This is a genomic window from Bacteroides sp. K03 (assembly GCF_019734355.1).
Lineage (GTDB): Bacteria > Bacteroidota > Bacteroidia > Bacteroidales > Bacteroidaceae > Bacteroides > Bacteroides nordii.
Window position 1 is genome coordinate 1 of sequence record NZ_JAASHC010000005.1, and the last position, 20,366, is coordinate 20,366.

Here is a 20,366-nt window from a genome sequence, read left to right on the forward strand (position 1 = left end):
CCGTTTGTGGAGTTGAATACATATAAAAGTTAAACAGGCTGCTACACTAGATAGCAACCCATTTAACTTATTTAACTGTTTTTTCTTGCACAAATATTTGCGCAGGTCTTAGAATTCTGCGTTTCAATAAAGATTTAAAGCTCTGTGTCCTCTGTGTCCTCTGTGGTGAAATACACTCAAAATCATACAAATATGAATCAATCTATATCAACTTTGAAGCAAGAGGTGCAGGAGGTACTTACTACCAATATCCTGCCCTATTGGATGAACCGAATGGTGGACGAAGAGAACGGTGGTTTCTACGGGCGTATCACCGGCATGGAACAACGGGTGCCCGAAGCAGAGAAAGGAGCTATCCTTAATGCCCGCATTTTGTGGACTTACTCCGCCGCATATCGTTTGTTGAAAAAAGAAGAATACCTTGCTATGGCCACCCGTGCCAAAGAGTACATTATTCACCACTTTTACGATAAAGAGTTTGGTGGTATTTATTGGAGTCTTGACTGCAAAGGAGCGCCGCTCGATACAAAGAAACAGATTTATGCCCTCGGCTTTGCTATTTATGGGCTGAGTGAATATAATCGCGCTACCGAAGATAAGGAAGCTCTTGACTATGCCGTACGCCTCTTTGAGAGCATTGAAGCGCATAGCTTTGACGCTGTGAAAAATGGTTATTGTGAAGCCCTCACCCGCGAGTGGGATGAAATAGAAGACATGCGTCTCAGCGAGAAAGATGCCAATGAGCGTAAAACGATGAACACTCATCTTCATATTCTCGAACCCTATACCAACCTTTACCGGGTGTGGAAAGATGAACGACTGAAAAAGCAACTGTATAATCTTATCCTGATTTTTACCGATAAAATACTAAATCGGGAAACAGGTCACCTGCAACTCTTTTTTGATGATGACTGGAATAGCAAATACCGGATTGTTTCTTACGGTCATGATATTGAAGCTTCCTGGCTTATTCATGAGGCCGCACTGGAGCTGGGCGACAAAGACTTGCTGGCAAAGGTAGAACCGATTGTGAAACAAATAGCGATAGCAGCTTCTGAAGGGTTTACTTCGGAAGGAGGGATGATTTATGAAAAGAATCCCGATACTTACCGGGTAGATGCCGACCGTCATTGGTGGGTACAAGCTGAGACAGTGGTTGGCTATATGAACCTTTTCCAGCATTTCAATGATAAGGAGGCTTTGCAAAAGGCCATTGCCTGCTGGGATTTTATCAGGAAGTATCTCATAGACCGGGAGAATGGTGAATGGTATTGGAGTATCCGTGCCGATGGCACAGTGAACCGCGAAGACGATAAAGCCGGTTTCTGGAAATGCCCTTATCATAACGGGCGTATGTGTATGGAAGTACTGATGAGGCTTTGCCTCGTAGAGTAATGGTTTGTTGCCCGGCATGCGGAGTTGTTTTACATGTACATGTAAAGCTGCTCCACATGTACATGTTGTACTGTCCCACATGTACATGTCGTACTGCTTTACATGTACATGTAAAACAACTCCCTACACCGGGCAATCCTATCTATCTAATATTTAAATAGTCTCATCGCCTGGCGTACCTCCCCGTGCGGGAAGCACTAATAGTCTGTATTTTCCGGATCAAAGTTGGTCCAGTTATCCATCCAGTTGTCTTGTGCGGAGAAAGCACCGATATAAGTAACCTTTTCCAGTTGGGTAGCATTGGGTACGGCATTGAACGAAGCTTTACCCAGCAGTGGGCTTTCGCTTGTTGGTGCATACTTCTGTCCTACGTTTTTCGTGTCGGTTAGTTTCAGATCGTCTTCGTTTTCAAACACTGTATTTCCTTTCTGTGCTTTGAAGAAAGTACTGGAATAAGATGGTTTTGTTTCGTCGTAAGTAATCTTGCCGTCGCTGTATGTACCAAGTACATCTTCGTACTTCTTGTTAGCATCCGTACCCACAACCGAGTTCTTGCCCAAAGCCAGATAGATGTTTTGCAATACGATCTTCCCTTCTTTGGCCGATTCAACCGTATTTCCTTTTTCACCGTCAATGATCAGTCCGATAGGCCAGCCGATGGCTACGGAATTAACGCAATTCAGGTTACTGCTGCGACGTATCTGCATAGCCGATTGGAATTTACCAAGACCGGAGTTGTTATTGGGGTAGAGATCACCGGCATTGATGTAGTCCGAAGTATTCTGGAAGTCAGCGTTGAGTTTTGTGGCCGGGCCTACAAAGGTAACATTACTGAATACAGCTGTTGTGGTAGGGGTGGCTGCGATATTACCGTCAGCACAGTTGTCCGACTCAAATCCGTTACTCTGTGATACGTCTGCAATTTTCGGGTCACGCACGCCCAGGCAGAATTGTACGTTTCCGGAGAATCCATTGTCTGTATCAAAATCGTCGTCCCAGCCTTTGTAAGCAATCAGGTGCTTGCAGGCTACGCTTCCGCCGAACCATTCAAAAGAATCGTCATTAGAATAGGAAACCTGCAGGTGGTCTACTACCGTACCTTTACCTACCGAACCGAAAGTGATACCGTTGATTTCCTTATCCTTTTCAAAAGGGAAACCGGCAAACTCTACACGGATATATTTGAAGATACCGGAGTTATCGTTATCGTCATTGCCTCCATGTTTGGTTCTGGGGCCACCTTCTATTTGCTGCTCTTTCTGATTGTTATTTGCTTTTCCGCAAATGATGAGTCCACCCCAGTCACCCGGGCGACGGAGACCTTTTTTCATCATGGAAGTCATTACAATCGGTTCTTGGGCTGTACCTTCGGCAATCAGTTTACCACCACGCTCTACAATCAAAGCGGCTTTTGTACTCTTGTCGCCACGGATTACCGTACCCGGGTCAATGGTTACCGTTACTCCGTCAGTGATGTAACACCAGCCTTTCATGAGATACGTACCTTTGGTGATGTGTACGTTCTGTTTCACTTCCCATTGTTGTGCACCCTCATTATTGCCGAAGAGTACTTCCAGATCTTTAATGTTGGTGTCTTCATTCGGATCGATAAAGTAAGAAGGAGCACTTTCGTTATCGCTACAACTTGTTATGGTGCCAAGTGCCAATATAGATGAGAGGCAAAGGGCTGCAAACATACTCTTTTTCATTGTCATTCTTTGTTTAAGTGATGAATTATAGATTAAAACTAATACTCAGATTAATATTTCTTCCGGGCTGATAAGCGCGGGTGATTTCTTCGTGTTCGGACTTCACGTCACCTTTGCGTACCTCCGAGACCTGTTTGAAGTAAACTTTTTCGGCAAGCAGATCGCGTACACCGGCTTTCACTTCCCAGCGGCCGAACTTCTTACTTAGAGAAAGGTCTATCGTGTTGCGTGGCATCTCATAGGAATTGGGTAAGTTGTTGGTGTTTTCACTCCCGGCACTTCCTACACTGCGGCCTACTCCGATGATGCGTTTTCCGATGCGGTTGTAAAGTACGGCAGCATTCAGTCCCAGCTTTTCATTCTGATAGAAAAGGCCTGTATTGATGAGGTAAGGAGATTGTCCCTGCATGGGGCGGTCAAGCTCAATGCTGTTCTTGTCGAATTCTACTTTACTCTTGATCCATGCTCCGTTGAAAGTCCAGCTTAAATCTTTCAGGCCGATAAAGCCGAGGTTCTTACGGATATCAAGTTCGATACCATAGTTGTTGGCTGCTTTGGCATTCTTATAAGAATAGGTGAGGTCTGTTCCTCCGTTTACGGTGTAAGTCCACTCTATCGGATTCTGGAAGTTCTTGTAGAAAAGTGCTACTGAGATCACCTCTCCGCCGGAAGGATAATACTCATAACGGAAGTCTATATTCTGAATATACGCAGATTTTAAGTCCGGGTTTCCTTCTACCGGACTTGCCAGATCGAAGTCATAATATACGGAACTGGAAACTTCACGGAATTCGGCACGGTTGACGGACTTTCCGTAAGCCAGACGCAATTGTTGCTTTTCCGTTAGCTCATAGCTGATGTTCAGAGACGGGAACAGGTCATTATTGGTATAGTATTTGCTTTGGGGGCTTTTGGCTGTAGAGCGGGTATTGCTGATCAATTCCATTTGATTGTACTCATAACGTACTCCCGCGTAGATATTGAAAGCTCCCAAAGGCAGATTAGCCCCTATGTATCCGGCTGCCAGGATATTATTTCCACTGTAATCGTTCAGCTTGTTGGGTTCTTCAAAGAGGTGAAGTTTGTCTAAACCATAATTCTCCGGACGTAATACGGTATTTATCATATCCATATAGCGAAAGTCAGCCGGAAGTGTGTTGCTTGCCTGATTCCAGTTATAATAGAAGCGGCGGGTGGTAAACTCACGTGTGCGGTATTCGCTGTAAGCACCGGCTTTCAGTGTCGGATTGAATGTACCGAAAGAATATTCGTGCTGATAGTTGATGTTGGCCGAAGCAATGTGTTCGTCCAGCTTGTAGAACTCACGGCTGATATCCGAACCACTGGTTAGCCCTATCCTGTCCTTTTCAAGTTCATCATTCAACAGGATGCGGCGACGGTCGGGCATATTACGGTTGGCGTATGCATATCCGGTACTCCAATCCAGTTTGCCGTTGTCAAAGGTATGTTTCCCGGTGAATTGCCCATTGTAGGTAGTCCGGCTGGAGTAGTAATATTCCATGCTCCGTTCATTATTGCTTTGTGCATCTATACCTTCGCGGGTGGTGTACCGACTCTTGCCAAGCTGGTTGAAAATGTTCTTGAATTCAAAATGATGACGGCTGTCTTTGGGTTGGAAAGTAAGATTTGCCATGGCTCCGAGGCGCACATCGTTATTGTATTGGTTGTCTATGCTTCTGCGTAGATATACTGAGTGGTCGTGAGTTACGTCATAAGCTCCGAACAGGGAATTCTCCATATCCTTGTAAGTTTTATAGGTGTTACTATAGTTCAGTGTAACCAATAGACCGTATTTACGTCCGCTTTCCGTATCCCAGATGTGGCTGTAGGAAGTATTTAGTTTCAAATCGGGCAGGGGCTTTTTGCTTTTTACGGTCCAGTCATTGTTCAATCCGTTATTCATCAGGTCCACGGCCTTACCATCGAAAGTATTCATTATTTTGTCGATACCTCCTTGTAGTGAACGTAGCCCGTTGTCGAAACCAAGCAGATCGGTTTTGCTTCCCTTATTATAGTAGAAATCCCTGAAATGGGTATTGTCATTTACTGCCGCACCCACAGAGAGGTTAAAGCTGTTTTCACTTGGCATATCTTTGGTATTGATCAGAATAAAACCTCCTGTGAAGTCCGAGGGATATTCCGGTGCAGGACTTTTCACGATCACCATGTTGTCAAGTTGTGAACTGGGAATGATGTCAAATGAGAAAGCACGTGAATCGGCTTCCGAACTGGGCACAGCCCCTCCGTTTATCCATACATTATTATATCTTTGCGAGAGTCCGCGTACCATAACAAACTTCTCATCGATAATGGATACACCCGGTACCCGCTTGATAACTTCCGAAGCGTCTTTGTCTTGTGTTTTACTGATTTGCTGGGCCGATACTCCGCTTTGTACTACCAGGCTTCGGCGTTGGTCGGTCATCATTGCTACATCGGTATTTCTTTTCATGCGTGCCACAACGGTGACGTCATTCAACGTCTGTGCATCAGACTCCATCTCAAAATTAAGTATGAGTGGTGCATGGGTGACCTTTATCTCTTTCTGTATGATGTCTTTATAACCTATATATCTTATTTCGAGTGTATATACACCACTCTTGAGATTGTTGAATTGGTATTTGCCGTCTATGTCGGCAACAGTTCCGAGTGTGGTCCCTAAAAGTTGTATGGTTGCTCCGGTCAGTGGCTCGTTTGTAGTTCGGTCTGTGATTGTACCGTGAATGTTACCTGCTTGTGCTGCAAAAGCCAGTACGGTGAGTAAAAAGAAGAACGAAATTGCTGTTCTAAATGCTTGTTTCATATTCATTAATTGATGTATTTCTTTTGACGTTGCAAAGTTGCGGAGAAGGGATTACATGGGTAATACACTTGAAATACAATTGGTTTGCACTTCTGTTACAATCAGGTGTCTTTATGGGTTTTTCGATATACGAGAATGTTGTATGCAAAAAAATACTTTTAGTGCTATAATATATAATTAATTAATTACTTTTGCCGGATATAGATAATTGTATAATATGCCCGTTTCTACAAACTTTCAATGCGACGATTACGACCGTTTGCGTGAGCTTACTTTTTTAGCACAAATAGGCTGGTGGGAGGCCAATTTTACTACCAGAACTTTTCGTTGTTCTGAGTATATTTGCGATTTACTTAAACTGGAAAACGATGAAATAAGTTTTAATTCGTTTTCTCGTCTGATCCGGCAGGATTATTATGAACGCACGAAACGTGAGTTTATCTCTTTGTCGTATATTGATGCATATGATCAGACCTATCCTTTTCTTATTGATGGAAAGGAAATCTGGATTCATTCACATCTGGGTTCTAAGAAAATGAATGAGACTGGTGAGTTAATTGCCTTTGGTTATATTCGTCAGGTAGAAGGGGCAGAAAAAGACTTGGCGGTACGACTTGCCATACGTACTAATGAGCAACTGGCCAGGCAAAACTCTATATCTCAGTCACTCTATTATTTTATTCAGGAAACAGATGCTACGCCTGGTATCAATAATATATTGAATGATATACTTCAGTTTTTCCAGGGAGATCGTGCCTATATCTTTGAGTACGACGAGGAGTGTAAACATCATAGTTGCATTTTTGAGGTCCTGGCAGAAGGAGTAAAACCGGAAATTGATATTTTGCAGAATATCCCGGCTCAGCAACTTCCATGGTGGACGGAGAGAATTCTTTCCGGGCAGCCAATTGTCCTTAATTCTGTTGAAGACCTGAAGGAAGAAGCCCCGGCTGAATTTGATATTCTTAGCCGGCAGAATATTAAATCATTACTGGTTGTTCCTCTTAAATCTGGTGAAAGAATACGTGGATATCTGGGGATAGACTTAGTCAAGCGTATTCGCGTGTGGAGCAATGACGATTGCCAGTGGCTCTCTTCATTGGCCAATATAATTAGTATTTGTACCGAACTGCGTAATGCACGGGATGAGGCTAAACACGAGCAGACTTTCATGCATAATTTGTTTCATTATATGCCTATCGGATATATTCATATAAGTATTGTGCGTGGTGTTGACGGTAAACCGGTAGATTATCTGGTCACTGATACGAATCAGATGTGTACTGATCTGATGGGGATTCCGAACACTGATTATATAGGAAAATATGCCAGTGAACTGCATACCAACTATCAGCATAAGTTGAACTACATTGCTGATATTATAGATGGGAACGGTTATAAAGAATTAGAGGTCTCTTTTCCTGTGTCCGGTAAAAATAGCCGTTGTATTGTTTATTCTCCAGAAAAAGATGAGATAGTGGCACTTTTTGTTGATATAACAGAGACTGAACAGGCACACAAGGCATTGGATCGTAGTGAGAAACTCTTGAGTATAGTTTTTGCTAATATACCTGTTGGTATAGAAATCTATGATCAGAATGGTTTCATGATTGATATTAACAATAAAGACATGGAAATATTCGGAGTTCGTGACAAAGCAGATGTATTGGGCGTTAATGTATTTGATAATCCGAATATATCGGATGAAATCAGAGAAAGGATGCGCAGTGAAGAAAAGCTGGATTTTCGTATGAATTATACGTTTACCAGCATACGAGAATATTATGAATCTGAAAGAAAAGGATATATAGCTCTCTATACCAAGGTCAGTAAGTTCTTTGGCAAGGATGGTAAGTTTCTCGGGTATATATTCTTGAATATGGATAATACCGAGCAACTGGATGCTATTAAAAAGATACAGGACTTTGAAAACTTCTTCCTTTTGATTTCTGACTATGCAAAAGTGGGCTATGCGAAGCTTAATCTTCTTGATAAGCAAGGGTATGCTATAAAGCAGTGGTTTAAGAATATGGGAGAGGAAGAAGATACTCCCTTGACAGATATTGTGGGCGTATATAGTAAAATACATCCGGATGATAGAAAGCAGATTCTTAATTTCTATCAGGAGGTAATAGAAGGACGCAGTAAAAGTTTTCGTAGTGAAGTCCGCGTGCATAAGACAGCAGAAGAAATGTTGGATTCTAAAGCTCCGGAGTTTTCTGAATGGAATTGGGTGCGTATGAACATTATGATGTCTCATTATGCTCCCGAAGAAGGATTGATAGAGATAATAGGTATCAATTACGATATCACGGAAATGAAAGAGATTGAGGTCAAATTGATTGATGCCAAAGAAAAGGCAGAAGAAGCTGACCATTTGAAAAGTGCTTTCCTTGCCAATATGAGCCATGAAATACGTACTCCGCTGAATGCGATTGTGGGTTTCTCCGGATTACTGGTAGAGACTGAGGATGTGGAAGAACGTAAACAGTACATAGGTATTGTTGAAGAGAACAATGAATTATTGTTGCAGTTGATTTCGGATATCCTTGATTTGTCGAAGATAGAAGCTGGTACTTTTGAATTTACCATTACAGAGGTGAATGTAAACTTATTATGTGAGGACATTGTACGTAGTATGAAAGGAAAGACCACCGGAACAGTAAAGCTGGTATTTGATAAACATTTGCCGGAATGTTATATTATGAGTGATCGTAATCGTCTGCACCAGGTTATCTCTAACTTTGTGAATAATGCAGCTAAGTTTACTTCGGAAGGGACTATTAAAGTGGGATATGAACAATTGGAAGATAGCAGAATTCGTTTTTATGTATCTGATACCGGTATTGGGATAGAAGAAGAATACCGGGTACAGATTTTTGATCGTTTTGTGAAGCTGAATTCATTTGTTCATGGTACCGGTTTGGGGCTTTCTATTTGCCGGAGTATTATAGATCAGTTGCATGGTGAGATAGGAGTGGAGTCTGAACCGGGTAAAGGTTCCTGTTTCTGGTTTATATTGCCGATAGTGTAAGGACAGCTTGAAGCTATCGGCACTTACCCCGAAGTGATGGTTACACTTACACGGAATGACGGTTGCATTAAAAAACGCAGATTACACAGATTATCGCAAAACTTAGATTTAATTTGCGACCATCTGTGTAATCTGCGTTTAGAAGTTATATGTTGATAACTTTCTCAGGCTTCTGATATTCTGCTTTGAAAGATGATCATCCGGCCTTTACAGTCCGAATGCGAACTTATCTATTGTCTGGTAAACTACACTTGCAATACCTAAGCCTACAATACCCAATACACAAAGTGCCAAACCTATTCTTGTACAGTTGTCACTGCGGAATGTCGGTGCAGGATTGTCTGAAGGAGTAATGTACATGGCTTTCACTATCAACAGGTAATAATATAATGAAATTACAGTGTTGATCAGCGCTATGAACACCAACAGATGGAAACCTGCCTGGAATGCTGACATGAAGATGAAGAATTTAGAGAAGAATCCCGCAAACGGTGGAATGCCTGCCAATGAGAATAGAGACAAGGTCATGATGAATGCCAGTTTCGGGTTTGTCTTATAAAGTCCTGCATAATCTTCGAGCGTAAATCTTTGGCTGCGGAGTGCTACAATAGTAATCACTGCAAATACACCCAGATTGGCTACTGCATAAACCAACACGTAGTATACGAGTGAAGACATTCCGGAAGCTGTACCACCAATCACACCCAGCATAATATATCCTGCCTGAGAGATACTGGAAAATGCCATCAGACGTTTCAGGTTCTGCTGGCGGATCGCAAACAGGTTAGCTATTGTAATAGATACAATTGTGATCCAGTAAAGAACCTCTTGCCAGTCTGCTATCATCGGGGCAAATACCTTAATCAGTACTGTGAGAAGTACGAAGGCCGCCGAACCTTTCGAGATTACACTTAAATAGGCTGTTACCACACTTGGTGCACCTTCATATACGTCTGCCGTCCAGAGATGGAAAGGAACCAGAGAGAGTTTGAATCCCATACCGGAAAAGAAGAATACAAATGCCATTACCTGCAACATATTACCATCAATGTGTGCAGGCAGGTCGTTGAAGTAAAGAGTACCGCAAGTACCATAAATCATCGATAAGCCAAACAGCAATAAAGCGCTGGAAAATAAGGCTGTCAAAATGTATTTGGCACCAGCCTCGGCAGAGTGGTGACGGTATTTGTCGAAGGCAACCAGTGCTGCCATCGGAATACTGGCTGTTTCCAGGCCGATGAAGAACATCAGGAAGTGTCCGGCAGATATCATGAGATACATACCTAATAAAGTGGAGAGTGTCATGATATAAAATTCACCGCGTTTGATTGCTGTATCTTCCAGCTTCAGCCATTCGGCAGCCATGAAGAATACGATAATCGTGCCGATGTTAAGCACTGCTTTGATGATGGTTTGCATCGGCGTATATTGATACATTCCGCCAAAAGCTTCCGCGTTACCGGCTGCAGGTACCAGGTTGATAACCGTATGAATGATCAGCAACGCGATAGGAAGCAGAGTTGCAAAACGTGCATGTCCGGGAGTATTTCGCTTTTCCGGATCCATAAACAAGTCGGCCAGGAATACAATGAGGATAACCGCTATCAGTGATAACTCCTCTTTCATATATAGAAATTGTGAATAGTCCATTTCTATCAAATCTAAATTAATAATTAAAAATTAAAGGGAGATCACGGGATTAAGTTGGATACTACAGGCAGAACACTGCCGGATATCATATCACTTATCCAGAACGGAGCCAATCCCAGACCTGCTACACTAATGATGAGGCAGATCACTGCGAAGCGTTCATCCCAGGTAGCATCTGTCAACGCCAGATGATGTTTGTTGGTACAGGTTCCGTAGAGTATTTTACCTACGAGACGCAGAATGTATACTGCCGTGATAACAATACTTGTACAAGCAATGATTGTCATGGTGCGATAGAATACACCGGCATTTTGGAAAGAGCCAACAAAGATAGTCATCTCGGCCACGAAGCCACTTAGCCCCGGGAGTCCCAGATTGGCAAGACCGGCAATAACATAACATACCGAAAGAAACGGCATTACTTTCATTAACCCGCTCAACTCGCGGACGTCACGTGTGTGGGTACGTCCGTAAATCATACCGATAAGAGCAAAGAACAGGGCTGTCATCAATCCGTGCGAAAGCATTTGGAGTACAGCACCTGTGCAGGCTGTCTGATTCATCATCAGGATAGCGAAAAGCACCAGGCCGCAGTGGCTTACGGAAGAGTAGGCATTGATGTATTTCAGGTCTGTCTGAACACAAGCCGAGAAGGCACCATACACAACAGAGATACCCGTCAGAATCAGGAATATCCAACTTAGTTCGTTGGCAGCTTCCGGCATCAGATACATGGCAATACGGAAACAACCGTAACCTCCCAGTTTCATCAAAACTCCGGCGTGGAGCATAGATACAGCTGTCGGTGCCGAAGCATGACCGTCGGGACTCCATGTATGGAACGGGAAAAGAGCTCCCAGTACACCAAATCCGAGGAACGTAAGCGGGAACCAGATACATTGTTGTGAGAAGGGGATGTTGTGTAACTGTGCTATCTCAAGGAGGTTCATTGTTGTTCCACCTGATCCGAAGAAGATGCCTAAAATACCTATCAACAGAAAGGCAGAACCGCCCATCAGCATCAGCGTCAGCTTCATGGCTGCATATTCTTTGCGTCCCGATCCCCATACACCAATAAGCAGGTACATCGGAATAAGTGCTATTTCATAGAACATGAACATTGTGAACAGGTCTATTGAGATAAAGAACCCGAATACCCCCATAGACAACAAGGTGAACCATAGAAAATACTCTTTGGTGAGTGGTTGCAAACGCCAGGAAGCGAATGTACCGGTAAACACGATGACTGCCGAAAGTAGCAACATAGCTACGGAGATACCATCGACACCCACGGAATAAGCTATGTGAAGGGGTGCATACCAGACGGTGTCGGCCCGGAAAAGCATCTCGGAGGTGTCTCCACCGGCGCGTGCCTGCAAATACCCTACTGTTAGCGCAATAGCCGAAATCAACAGTGCCGAAGAGCCGACTACCATTACCGTGCGTATCTGCGCGATGCTACGGCTGAGCCAGAGAGCAAACAGCATCAGAAGGGGAATTAGTACGAAAATTGATAAGAAATTCATCTTTATATTTACAATTTATTTCCTACGGTCATGACCATTATCTAATCTTTAACACATAGGAACGTTGACGATTTACTATTTACGATTGAAATTACTCTCAGAGAATAAGCAACAGGATAAGTGCCAACGCTCCACAAAGGAATACGTAAGCATACTGTTGTATCTGACCACTTTGTAAGCCACGGATCGAATCACTTGCTGCGTTAGCGGCCCAGGCAATGAAATTGAATGTACCATCTATCACATGACGGTCAAACCAGGCAATGGGCTTGCTGATGCAACGGAAAATAATCCGGTGAGTGACGAACTGATACACATCATCAATGTAGAAGCGATGATAAGCAGCTGTCCACAGACCGGAGAAGCGGTGTTGTAAACTGTCGGCAAGCGGCTGGCTCTTGCCTTTGTACATAAATGTGGCAAGTGCGATAGACAAAAGGGCAACAATAATACTTGTTCCTGCCACCGTCCAATCCAGATGGATGGTATAGGATTCCCCGTTGGACGAGATAAAATGTCCGAAAGGAATGAATCCAGCTCCACAGGTGACAAGTGCCAGGAATATCAAAGGGATAGTCATAGCCAACGGACTCTCATGAGGGTGAACTCCTCCGGTTCCATGTGGAGTGTGGTGGCTATCATCGCTTGACGAAACCCGGTTCGGCGCCTCGCCGCCCCAGAAAATACCGTAGTAAAGGCGGAACATGTAAAACGCTGTCATTGCCGCAATCACAGTCATAATCCAACCCATAACCGGGCTGAAAGCGAAGCAGGCTGCCAGAATCTCATCTTTAGAGAAGAAACCGGAGAAAGGAGGTATACCGGCAATGGCCAGACATGCAATCAGGAATGTGATATGCGTCACAGGCATATATTTGCGCAATCCGCCCATAGCCGACATTTCGTTGGAGTGTACCGCATGGATAATGCTACCTGCACCGAGGAACAACAATGCTTTAAACATAGCATGTGTGAACAGGTGGAACATAGAAGCCATGTAACCCAGCCCTCCATGATGCGGATCGGCAGAAGTACAAACTCCGAGGGCAACAATCATAAATCCTATCTGTGAGATAGTAGAAAAAGCAAGTACGCGCTTGATATCGCTCTGCACACAAGCTACGCTCGCTGCATAAAATGCAGTGAATGCACCTACGTAAGCTATCCAGTGCAATACATCCGGTGCATAGGCAATGAATAATGGGAACATACGTGCCACCAGATATACTCCGGCTACCACCATGGTTGCAGCGTGAATCAGGGCGGATACAGGTGTTGGGCCTTCCATCGCATCCGGCAACCAGATATGTAACGGGAACATGGCACTCTTACCGGCACCACCCACAAACATCAGTCCCAGTGCTAAAGGCAGCATGGAAGCTCCTCCGCTGATCAGTGAAACCGTGTCGGGAGTGAAACCGAATGTACCTCCATAATATCCGTAGATAAGGATACCAATCAGGAAGCCCAGATCGGCAAAGCGGGTAACGATAAATGCTTTTTTACTTGCTGCAATAGCTGCTGGTTTGGTATAGTAGAAACCTATGAGCAGATAAGAAGAAACACCTACCAGCTCCCAGAACAGATACATCTGGAAAATGTTGGTAGCTACTACCAGACCCAGCATTGACATGGTAAACAGGCTCAGAAAGGCATAATAACGCTGGAATCCTTTTTCTCCTTTCATGTAGCCGAAGGAGTAGATGTGTACCATCAGTGATACAGTAGAGATGACAATGAGCATCATTACTGAAATAGGATCGAGCAAAATTCCCAGATTGAATGTCAGTGTTTCTGTGAAAGGAAGCCATTCAACGTTATAAGGTATCCATGTAGCAAACGTACCATCTTCCAGGCGTGGAGCCGAGAAGTATTGCACTGCAGTGACGTATGACAGCACAGCTACCACTCCCAGCACAGTAGTGCCAATGATACCCGCTGTGCGATGTGTCATCCATTTACCTCCGATTCCTAATAACAGGAAAGAGAGGAAAGGCAGGAGAAGTATTAATATTGTATATTCCATTTGATTAAATTAAAAATTGAAGATTAAAAATTAAAAGTTCTCCCTCTTACCATTTCATATCATCCAGTTTCTTCACCTGGATACTTCGGATATTACGGTAGATATTGATCATGATCGCGATAGCGACTGCTGTTTCTGCGGCTGAGATAGCAATAGAGAACAGTGCGAAGAAATATCCTTCCAGACCATCCGGAAAAAGGAAACGGTTGAATACAGCGAAGTTGATATCTGTTGCATTCAGCATTAGTTCTACGGATATCAGTATAGCCAACGTGTTGCGGCGTGTAAAGAATCCGTAAATTCCTGCAAACATCATGATGGTTGAAACCACCAGATAATATTCCATGTGTATCATCATATCTATTTACGATTTTACGATTTACTATTTACGATTGAGATTACTTTGATTTACGATTTACTATTTACGATTGAAACTACCTCTGATTTACGAGGCTATGAAGGGCTTACTTCAATTGTCTAATCGTCAATCGTCCAATCGTCAATCTTTTTATCTTTTACGTGCAATTAACAATCCACCCACGATGCAGGCCAATAATAGGATACTGACTGCTTCGAATGGTAGAATATATCCGTACTTGTCTCCTGATAGCAATGCATGTCCTATTGTTTTGATTGTTATCTCTACAGGTTCAGGATTGCCTACAGATACAAAGCGGTGGCTAAGTGTAATAAACAGCACAATGATTGCTCCTACTACTGTTGTCCCCAATCCGGCTACGAGTTTACTTCGTTTCAGCTTTTCGGCACGGTCGCCTTCTCCACTGGTTAGCAGGATGGAGAATACATAGAGTACCACAATACCGCCGGCATAAACCATTATCTGCACCGAAGCCAGGAATGTGTATCCCAGCAGAAAATAGATACCTGCCGTACCAAATAGTACGAAAAGCAGGTAAGTGGCCGAACGCACGATGCGTTGTGTTGTCACCGTCATGATACACATCACTGAGATGAATACGGCCAGAAAGTAGAATACTACTGTTTCAAGTGTAAATTCCATGAATTTAGTGTTTAGTGTTCAGTGATAAGTGATTAATAAGGAAGTGAGAAGATACCGCAACTTGCTAATCACTAATAACTAAACGTTAATCGTTATTTACTTATTACTTTACTGCCTTCGTGATTTAGCTGTAGGACGAGCTTTGAACGATCAAATACGGCATGTTCAAAGTTCTGGTCGAACGTAATAGCATCATGTGGACAAGCGTTTACACAAAGCTGGCAAAACATGCATGCACCGAGGTCGTATTCGTATTTGGCAAGTATTTTTTTCTTTTTGCCCTCTGCTGTTTCGATTGTTTCGGTAGTGATACTTATCGTATCGTTCGGGCAGGCGTTCTGACACAATCCGCAGGCTATACAATGATGTTCATTGTTTTCGTTATGTGGCATATTCAGTGTGCCGCGAAAACGGTCGAACATCTTCAGCTCCTTCCGGTTTTCCGGATATTGCTCTGTAATCTTCTTGCGGAAGTACACCTTCATAGTGGTCTTCATACCGGTCAGCAGCGTGCCGATACCATTAAACAGACCTCCTAAATATGTATATTCTTCTTTTTTCATTCTTCTATAGTTCTTATTTAACTTATTGCTCTTATCGCTTGGCGCACCTCCCCGTGCGGGAAGCACTAGAAGTGGAGGCCAAAGACTACGATTAATACCATTAGTAGCAGGTTCAATAATGAGATAGGTACCAGGTATTTCCATTCCAATGCCAGAATCTGGTCGATACGCAGACGCGGGAAAGTCCATTTCACCCACATCAGTAGGAATACTACAAAGAATGCCTTTGCGAAAAACCAGATAAATCCCGGTATATAATCCATTACTGCATTAAATCCGTCCAGTCCTGAAATGTGCAACGGCATCCATCCTCCGAGGAAGATAGTAGCAGCTACAGCCGATACGATAAAGAGATTCAGGTATTCTGCCAGATAGAAGAATCCGAAGTGCATACCCGAATATTCTGTATGATAACCAGCCGTCAATTCACTTTCCGCTTCGGGAAGGTCAAATGGACCACGGTTACATTCGGCATTACCGGCAATCAGATAGATGATAAATGCAATTACTGCCGGAATGTGTCCTTTGAAAATGAACCAGCCATTGGCCTGGCTTTCTACTATTTCAGAGAATTGCATTGTACCCATCAGTACTACCATTGTCAGGATGCTCAATCCTACGGAGAGTTCGTAACTGATGATTTGTGCACCGCTACGCATTGCTCCGATAAGAGAGAATTTATTGTTGGAGCCCCATCCGGCAAGTAAGATACCTACCACGCCTACACTTGAAGCTGCCAACAGGAAGAATACGCCCACATTAAAGTTGAGTACCTCCATACCTTTATTGATAGGTAAACATGCAAAGGTGAGGAAAGAGGCGATAATCACCATGAACGGAGCCAGATTATAGAGAAACTGGTCTGCTCCTTTCGGATTGAAAATTTCTTTGGTGAGCATTTTCAACACGTCGCATATTACTTGTATAGAGCCCCAGGGACCTACACGCATCGGACCAAGACGGCATTGGAAGAATCCGCACACCTTGCGTTCCATATATATAAGTACAATGGCCAATACCGCATACATCAGTATGATGCATACCCCTATTGCCACACATTCGATGAATACAGCCCACCCTTCCGACATGACAGAAGTCAGCATTTGGTGTATCCAGTTTGTTACAATACTAAAGTCAAACATATTTATAGTTACAATTTGACGATTTACGATTTACGATTTAAAACACTCTTTGTTTACGATTTTTCCATTTACCATTTACTCTTCCCGTTTTTGCACAGCCAAATCGTAAATTGTAAATCGTCCAATCGTAAATTTCTTTATCTGTCAATATCCGGTACCACATAATCCAATGTTCCTCCGATAGCAATCAGGTCGGCTATCTTTGCTCCACGGCAGATGGTATCGACTACACTTACCAATGGCAATCCTGTTGAGCGATAGTGCAGACGGTAAGGAGTTTTGTCTCCCCGGCTTTCAAGATAAACACCGAACTCACCACGGCTCCCCTCTACAGCAGCATAGTATGAACCTTCGGGGACACGGATGATTGGTTTCATCTTCTCCTGGAAAGGACCTTCGGGGATGTTGTCAATCAATTGCTCTATGATGTTAAGACTTTCCATGATCTCATCCATACGTACCATGTAGCGGGCAAAAGAATCGCCTTCCGTATAGACAATTTCTTTGAAATCTACTTTGTCATATACTCCGTAAGGGATACGTTTACGAACATCACAAGCCCATCCGCTGGCACGTCCCGTACCACCGGTAGCACCAAATGAAATTGCATCTTCGCGACTCAATACACCTACACCTTTCAAGCGGCTTTGAGCGATTATATTGCCTGTAAATACGTCATGATATTCGTGAATGATCCCTCTCATATAAGGAATGAATTCTTTTACCCGTTTTACGAAATTCGGATGCAGATCGGCCTGTACACCACCAATGGTGTTGTAGTTCATAATTAGTCGGCCGCCACAGGTCTCCTCAAAAATATCCAGTATCTTTTCTCTGTCGCGAAAACCGTAGAAGAAAGCAGTCAGTGCTCCCAGGTCCATACATAGGCAGGCGTAAAACAACAAGTGAGAGTCAATGCGTTGCAATTCGTCCATAATGGTGCGGATGTATTTCACACGATCACTTACTTCGATCCCCATTGCCTTCTCAATACACATACACAGGGCATGTCGGTTCTGATGTGCTCCTAAATAGTCGAGACGATCCGTTAACGCCAGTGTCTGCGGATAGGTGAGGCTTTCGTTCATTTTTTCGATACCCCGGTGGATGTAACCACAGTTGGCATCTATCTTGTGGATAATTTCACCTTCCAGTGATACGCGAAAACGGAGTACACCATGTGTTGCCGGGTGCTGTGGGCCGATGTTTACTACATACTCTTCGTCTCCAAAGAGAATGGTTTCTTTGTTTTTAATCGTTCCGTCCGGGTTTAGTTCTATTTCTGTTGTAGTATCAATGGTGTCCTCGTTTGTCATGCAGAGCGGATTGTCCTTTTCCGGATCATTATCCTTGCGTAACGGATAGCCTATCCAGTCATTACGCAGGAAAAGACGTCTCATGTCTGGATGACCTGAAAAGACAATACCAAAGAAATCGTACACCTCACGTTCATTCATCTCTGCTGCTTTCCAAAGATCGCATACAGAAGGAATTTCCGGATTTTCCCGGTTGAGAGTAGATGTTTTTATAGTGATGCGTTCTCCGGTTGTTGTAGATTCCAGATGGTAGACCACTCCCAATCCACGGATTGCGTCCGATGCATCACCTTCATTAGGCTCTCCCCAGTCCATACCGGTGAGGCTCTCGAGGAAATCCATTTTCCGTTCGTTTCGCAAGCGTGTCATTTCTTTACGCAACGCTGCGGGTTCAATATATTTAATTTCTTGCATACTATATTAGTGATAAGTGATAAGTGATTAATGATAAGTGAGTAGTGATTAGTGAATGAATATACGCCGCATGGTACTAATCACTAATCATTAACCACTACTCACTGTTTCTCTTTTCCTTTCTATTTGTTCCGCCGAAGAATTTTTCAATCTTCACCTTGCGCTGCAACTGCATCATGCCATAATAAAAAGCTTCAGGGCGGGGCGGACATCCGGGAATATACACATCTACCGGTAAGATTTTGTCAACTCCGTTCAGTACATGATAAGACTTCTTAAATGGTCCGCCGCTAACGGCACATCCACCTACGGCAATCACGTATTTCGGATCTGCCATCTGATCGTACAGACGTTTCAGTACCGGTGCCATTTTGTTTGTGATAGTACCACATACCATGATCATATCTGCCTGACGCGGACTGGCACGGGCTACTTCAAACCCGAAACGGGCCATGTCATAACGCGCGGCACCCAGTGCCATGAATTCGATACCACAACAACTGGTTGCGAAAGTAAGTGGCCACAGCGAGTTGCTGCGTCCCCAGTTGATGAGGTCGTCCAACACTCCCACGAAGACGTTTGCTCCGCCTGCATTGAGTTCCTGAACCAGCTTCTCCAACGATTCGTTGTCGATAAATTCCTCATACGGGATAGATTTTATTTTTGGTTTTTTGGTTATTTCCATTCCAAAGCTCCTTTCCGCCAGGCATAAGCAAGTCCCAGCACTAATATTACTAAAAAGAAGATGACGCTTACGAGTGCCTGTACGCCCATGTCGCGTACTACTACAGCCCATGGAAAGAGGAATACTGTTTCTACGTCGAACATCAGAAACAGGATAGCAAACAGGTAGTAACCCACACGGAATTGCATCCATGATTTTCCACGTGTAGGAATACCACATTCATAAGCTTCGAACTTTTGTGCATTATATGACCGTGGAGATATGGCTCTTGATAGAGCTATAACCACGCCGACAAATGCAATTGCCGTTAGCAAAACAACAACTAACAATGTAAAATTCATAATCCAAGTATATATTTAGATTGAGAAACGTTTTTCTGAAACTAAACGGAAGGTGAAATTCACCGTAGATTACGCAGACTGACACAGATAAGTGAAATAGAATACATTGCACAATGACATTGCGTACCTGTGTAATCCGGAGGTAAAACTAAATTAAGATTTTCCTCTGCCCGTATATGTAGAACACTATCGGGTCTGCAGGATTGTGCGTATATTGATGCGATGAATAGATACAATCGGGAGGAATAAGACCTTTGTATTCACACTGGCGTACAGTCAGCCTGATAAAATTTTTATCGGTAGGCACGTGTGAAAGGTCGCTATAACCCATTTCGCAGGAAAGTACAGAATAGAAATGATAAATTTTTTCAATAGCATTTCGCACGGGGCGCGCCTGTGAAACAGAACATTCTTCGTAGCTGTGAATATCAGGTATAACAATCTCCTTTGTTACATCCATCATAGCTGAATGGAGTAACAAAGCAAATATTAAAAATATACCATATTTTAAGCTTTGTTTCATGTTTCTTCCTTAAACGGCTGCAAATATAGGATTTAAATTCATTCTTTTTGCAATCTCCGCATGACAAAAAAGGTTTTTTTAACTCACTACAAATTTCTATGGCACACGGATAAGATGAATAAATGGATGATAACAGATAAGATATTCTTTCTCTTTGATAACCAATAAATAAAAAATTCTGTTGTTATCCGTTTTAT

The 20,366-nt window shown here is 43.2% G+C and carries 15 protein-coding genes; 2 read left to right on the forward strand and 13 right to left on the reverse strand.

Annotation, left to right across the window (positions count from 1 at the left end; genetic code table 11):
* Positions 1–192: 192 nt before the first annotated feature.
* A complete protein-coding gene (locus HCG69_RS05605; RefSeq protein WP_221649226.1) occupies positions 193–1,395 on the forward strand; it encodes an AGE family epimerase/isomerase in 1,203 nt (400 codons plus the stop codon).
* Between the two features lie 197 nt (positions 1,396–1,592).
* On the opposite strand, the gene HCG69_RS05610 is transcribed toward HCG69_RS05605, so the two are convergent.
* Positions 1,593–3,104, reverse strand: a complete 1,512-nt coding sequence (locus HCG69_RS05610) for a hypothetical protein (RefSeq protein WP_221649227.1) — start codon at positions 3,102–3,104, stop codon at positions 1,593–1,595.
* Between the two features lie 25 nt (positions 3,105–3,129).
* Positions 3,130–5,928, reverse strand: coding sequence for a TonB-dependent receptor (locus tag HCG69_RS05615; protein ID WP_221649228.1), 2,799 nt, complete (start codon positions 5,926–5,928; stop codon positions 3,130–3,132).
* Between the two features lie 217 nt (positions 5,929–6,145).
* Between HCG69_RS05615 and HCG69_RS05620 the strand changes: the two genes are divergently transcribed.
* Positions 6,146–8,962, forward strand: coding sequence for an ATP-binding protein (locus HCG69_RS05620; RefSeq protein ID WP_221649229.1), 2,817 nt, complete (start codon positions 6,146–6,148; stop codon positions 8,960–8,962).
* A 207-nt stretch (positions 8,963–9,169) separates the two neighbouring features.
* Here the strand turns inward: HCG69_RS05620 and HCG69_RS05625 are convergent, their stop codons facing one another.
* The 11 genes from HCG69_RS05625 to HCG69_RS05675 all read right to left on the reverse strand — a co-directional run bounded on the left by HCG69_RS05625 (position 9,170) and on the right by HCG69_RS05675 (position 20,169).
* Positions 9,170–10,612 carry an NADH-quinone oxidoreductase subunit N gene (locus tag HCG69_RS05625; RefSeq protein ID WP_221649230.1) on the reverse strand — a complete coding sequence of 481 codons (1,443 nt, stop codon included), beginning with the start codon at positions 10,610–10,612 and terminating at the stop codon, positions 9,170–9,172.
* Positions 10,613–10,653: 41 nt separating this feature from the next.
* A complete protein-coding gene (locus HCG69_RS05630) occupies positions 10,654–12,138 on the reverse strand; it encodes a NuoM family protein (protein WP_221649231.1) in 1,485 nt (494 codons plus the stop codon).
* 97 nt (positions 12,139–12,235) lie between these two features.
* On the reverse strand, positions 12,236–14,164 hold the full coding sequence (gene nuoL / locus HCG69_RS05635) for an NADH-quinone oxidoreductase subunit L (protein WP_221649232.1): 1,929 nt from the start codon (positions 14,162–14,164) through the stop codon (positions 12,236–12,238).
* A 46-nt stretch (positions 14,165–14,210) separates the two neighbouring features.
* The gene (gene nuoK / locus HCG69_RS05640; protein WP_025818955.1) at positions 14,211–14,519 is read right to left on the reverse strand and encodes an NADH-quinone oxidoreductase subunit NuoK; all 309 of its coding nucleotides are present in this window, start codon (positions 14,517–14,519) and stop codon (positions 14,211–14,213) included.
* 153 nt (positions 14,520–14,672) lie between these two features.
* On the reverse strand, positions 14,673–15,185 hold the full coding sequence (locus HCG69_RS05645; RefSeq protein ID WP_221649233.1) for an NADH-quinone oxidoreductase subunit J: 513 nt from the start codon (positions 15,183–15,185) through the stop codon (positions 14,673–14,675).
* Between the two features lie 92 nt (positions 15,186–15,277).
* Positions 15,278–15,748 (reverse strand): 4Fe-4S binding protein, encoded by a 471-nt coding sequence (locus tag HCG69_RS05650; RefSeq protein WP_002559329.1) that lies wholly within the window; start codon positions 15,746–15,748, stop codon positions 15,278–15,280.
* Between the two features lie 65 nt (positions 15,749–15,813).
* Positions 15,814–16,890, reverse strand: coding sequence for an NADH-quinone oxidoreductase subunit NuoH (nuoH, locus tag HCG69_RS05655; RefSeq protein WP_002559330.1), 1,077 nt, complete (start codon positions 16,888–16,890; stop codon positions 15,814–15,816).
* A 137-nt stretch (positions 16,891–17,027) separates the two neighbouring features.
* Positions 17,028–18,620 carry an NADH-quinone oxidoreductase subunit D gene (locus HCG69_RS05660; protein WP_221649234.1) on the reverse strand — a complete coding sequence of 531 codons (1,593 nt, stop codon included), beginning with the start codon at positions 18,618–18,620 and terminating at the stop codon, positions 17,028–17,030.
* Between the two features lie 97 nt (positions 18,621–18,717).
* Complete coding sequence (locus tag HCG69_RS05665; RefSeq protein ID WP_002559332.1) at positions 18,718–19,305, reverse strand: NADH-quinone oxidoreductase subunit B; 588 nt, start codon at positions 19,303–19,305, stop codon at positions 18,718–18,720.
* Positions 19,296–19,646, reverse strand: coding sequence for an NADH-quinone oxidoreductase subunit A (locus HCG69_RS05670; protein WP_221649235.1), 351 nt, complete (start codon positions 19,644–19,646; stop codon positions 19,296–19,298). The genes HCG69_RS05665 and HCG69_RS05670 overlap by 10 nt, the downstream gene beginning before the upstream one ends.
* Positions 19,647–19,794: 148 nt before the next feature.
* Positions 19,795–20,169: a hypothetical protein gene (locus HCG69_RS05675; RefSeq protein WP_221649236.1), complete on the reverse strand. Its 375-nt coding sequence runs from the start codon at positions 20,167–20,169 to the stop codon at positions 19,795–19,797.
* Between the last annotated feature and the right edge of the window lie 197 nt (positions 20,170–20,366).

Excerpts from the sequence above, each read along its gene's own strand:
- HCG69_RS05605 (WP_221649226.1), top strand. The coding sequence starts at position 193 with ATGAATCAATCTATATCAACTTTGAAGCAAGAGGTGCAGGAGGTACTT.
- HCG69_RS05610 (WP_221649227.1), bottom strand. The coding sequence starts at position 3,104 with ATGAAAAAGAGTATGTTTGCAGCCCTTTGCCTCTCATCTATATTGGCA.
- HCG69_RS05615 (WP_221649228.1), bottom strand. The coding sequence starts at position 5,928 with ATGAAACAAGCATTTAGAACAGCAATTTCGTTCTTCTTTTTACTCACC.
- HCG69_RS05620 (WP_221649229.1), top strand. The coding sequence starts at position 6,146 with ATGCCCGTTTCTACAAACTTTCAATGCGACGATTACGACCGTTTGCGT.
- HCG69_RS05625 (WP_221649230.1), bottom strand. The coding sequence starts at position 10,612 with ATGGACTATTCACAATTTCTATATATGAAAGAGGAGTTATCACTGATA.
- HCG69_RS05630 (WP_221649231.1), bottom strand. The coding sequence starts at position 12,138 with ATGAATTTCTTATCAATTTTCGTACTAATTCCCCTTCTGATGCTGTTT.
- nuoL (WP_221649232.1), bottom strand. The coding sequence starts at position 14,164 with ATGGAATATACAATATTAATACTTCTCCTGCCTTTCCTCTCTTTCCTG.
- nuoK (WP_025818955.1), bottom strand. The coding sequence starts at position 14,519 with ATGATACACATGGAATATTATCTGGTGGTTTCAACCATCATGATGTTT.
- HCG69_RS05645 (WP_221649233.1), bottom strand. The coding sequence starts at position 15,185 with ATGGAATTTACACTTGAAACAGTAGTATTCTACTTTCTGGCCGTATTC.
- HCG69_RS05650 (WP_002559329.1), bottom strand. The coding sequence starts at position 15,748 with ATGAAAAAAGAAGAATATACATATTTAGGAGGTCTGTTTAATGGTATC.
- nuoH (WP_002559330.1), bottom strand. The coding sequence starts at position 16,890 with ATGTTTGACTTTAGTATTGTAACAAACTGGATACACCAAATGCTGACT.
- HCG69_RS05660 (WP_221649234.1), bottom strand. The coding sequence starts at position 18,620 with ATGCAAGAAATTAAATATATTGAACCCGCAGCGTTGCGTAAAGAAATG.
- HCG69_RS05665 (WP_002559332.1), bottom strand. The coding sequence starts at position 19,305 with ATGGAAATAACCAAAAAACCAAAAATAAAATCTATCCCGTATGAGGAA.
- HCG69_RS05670 (WP_221649235.1), bottom strand. The coding sequence starts at position 19,646 with ATGAATTTTACATTGTTAGTTGTTGTTTTGCTAACGGCAATTGCATTT.
- HCG69_RS05675 (WP_221649236.1), bottom strand. The coding sequence starts at position 20,169 with ATGAAACAAAGCTTAAAATATGGTATATTTTTAATATTTGCTTTGTTA.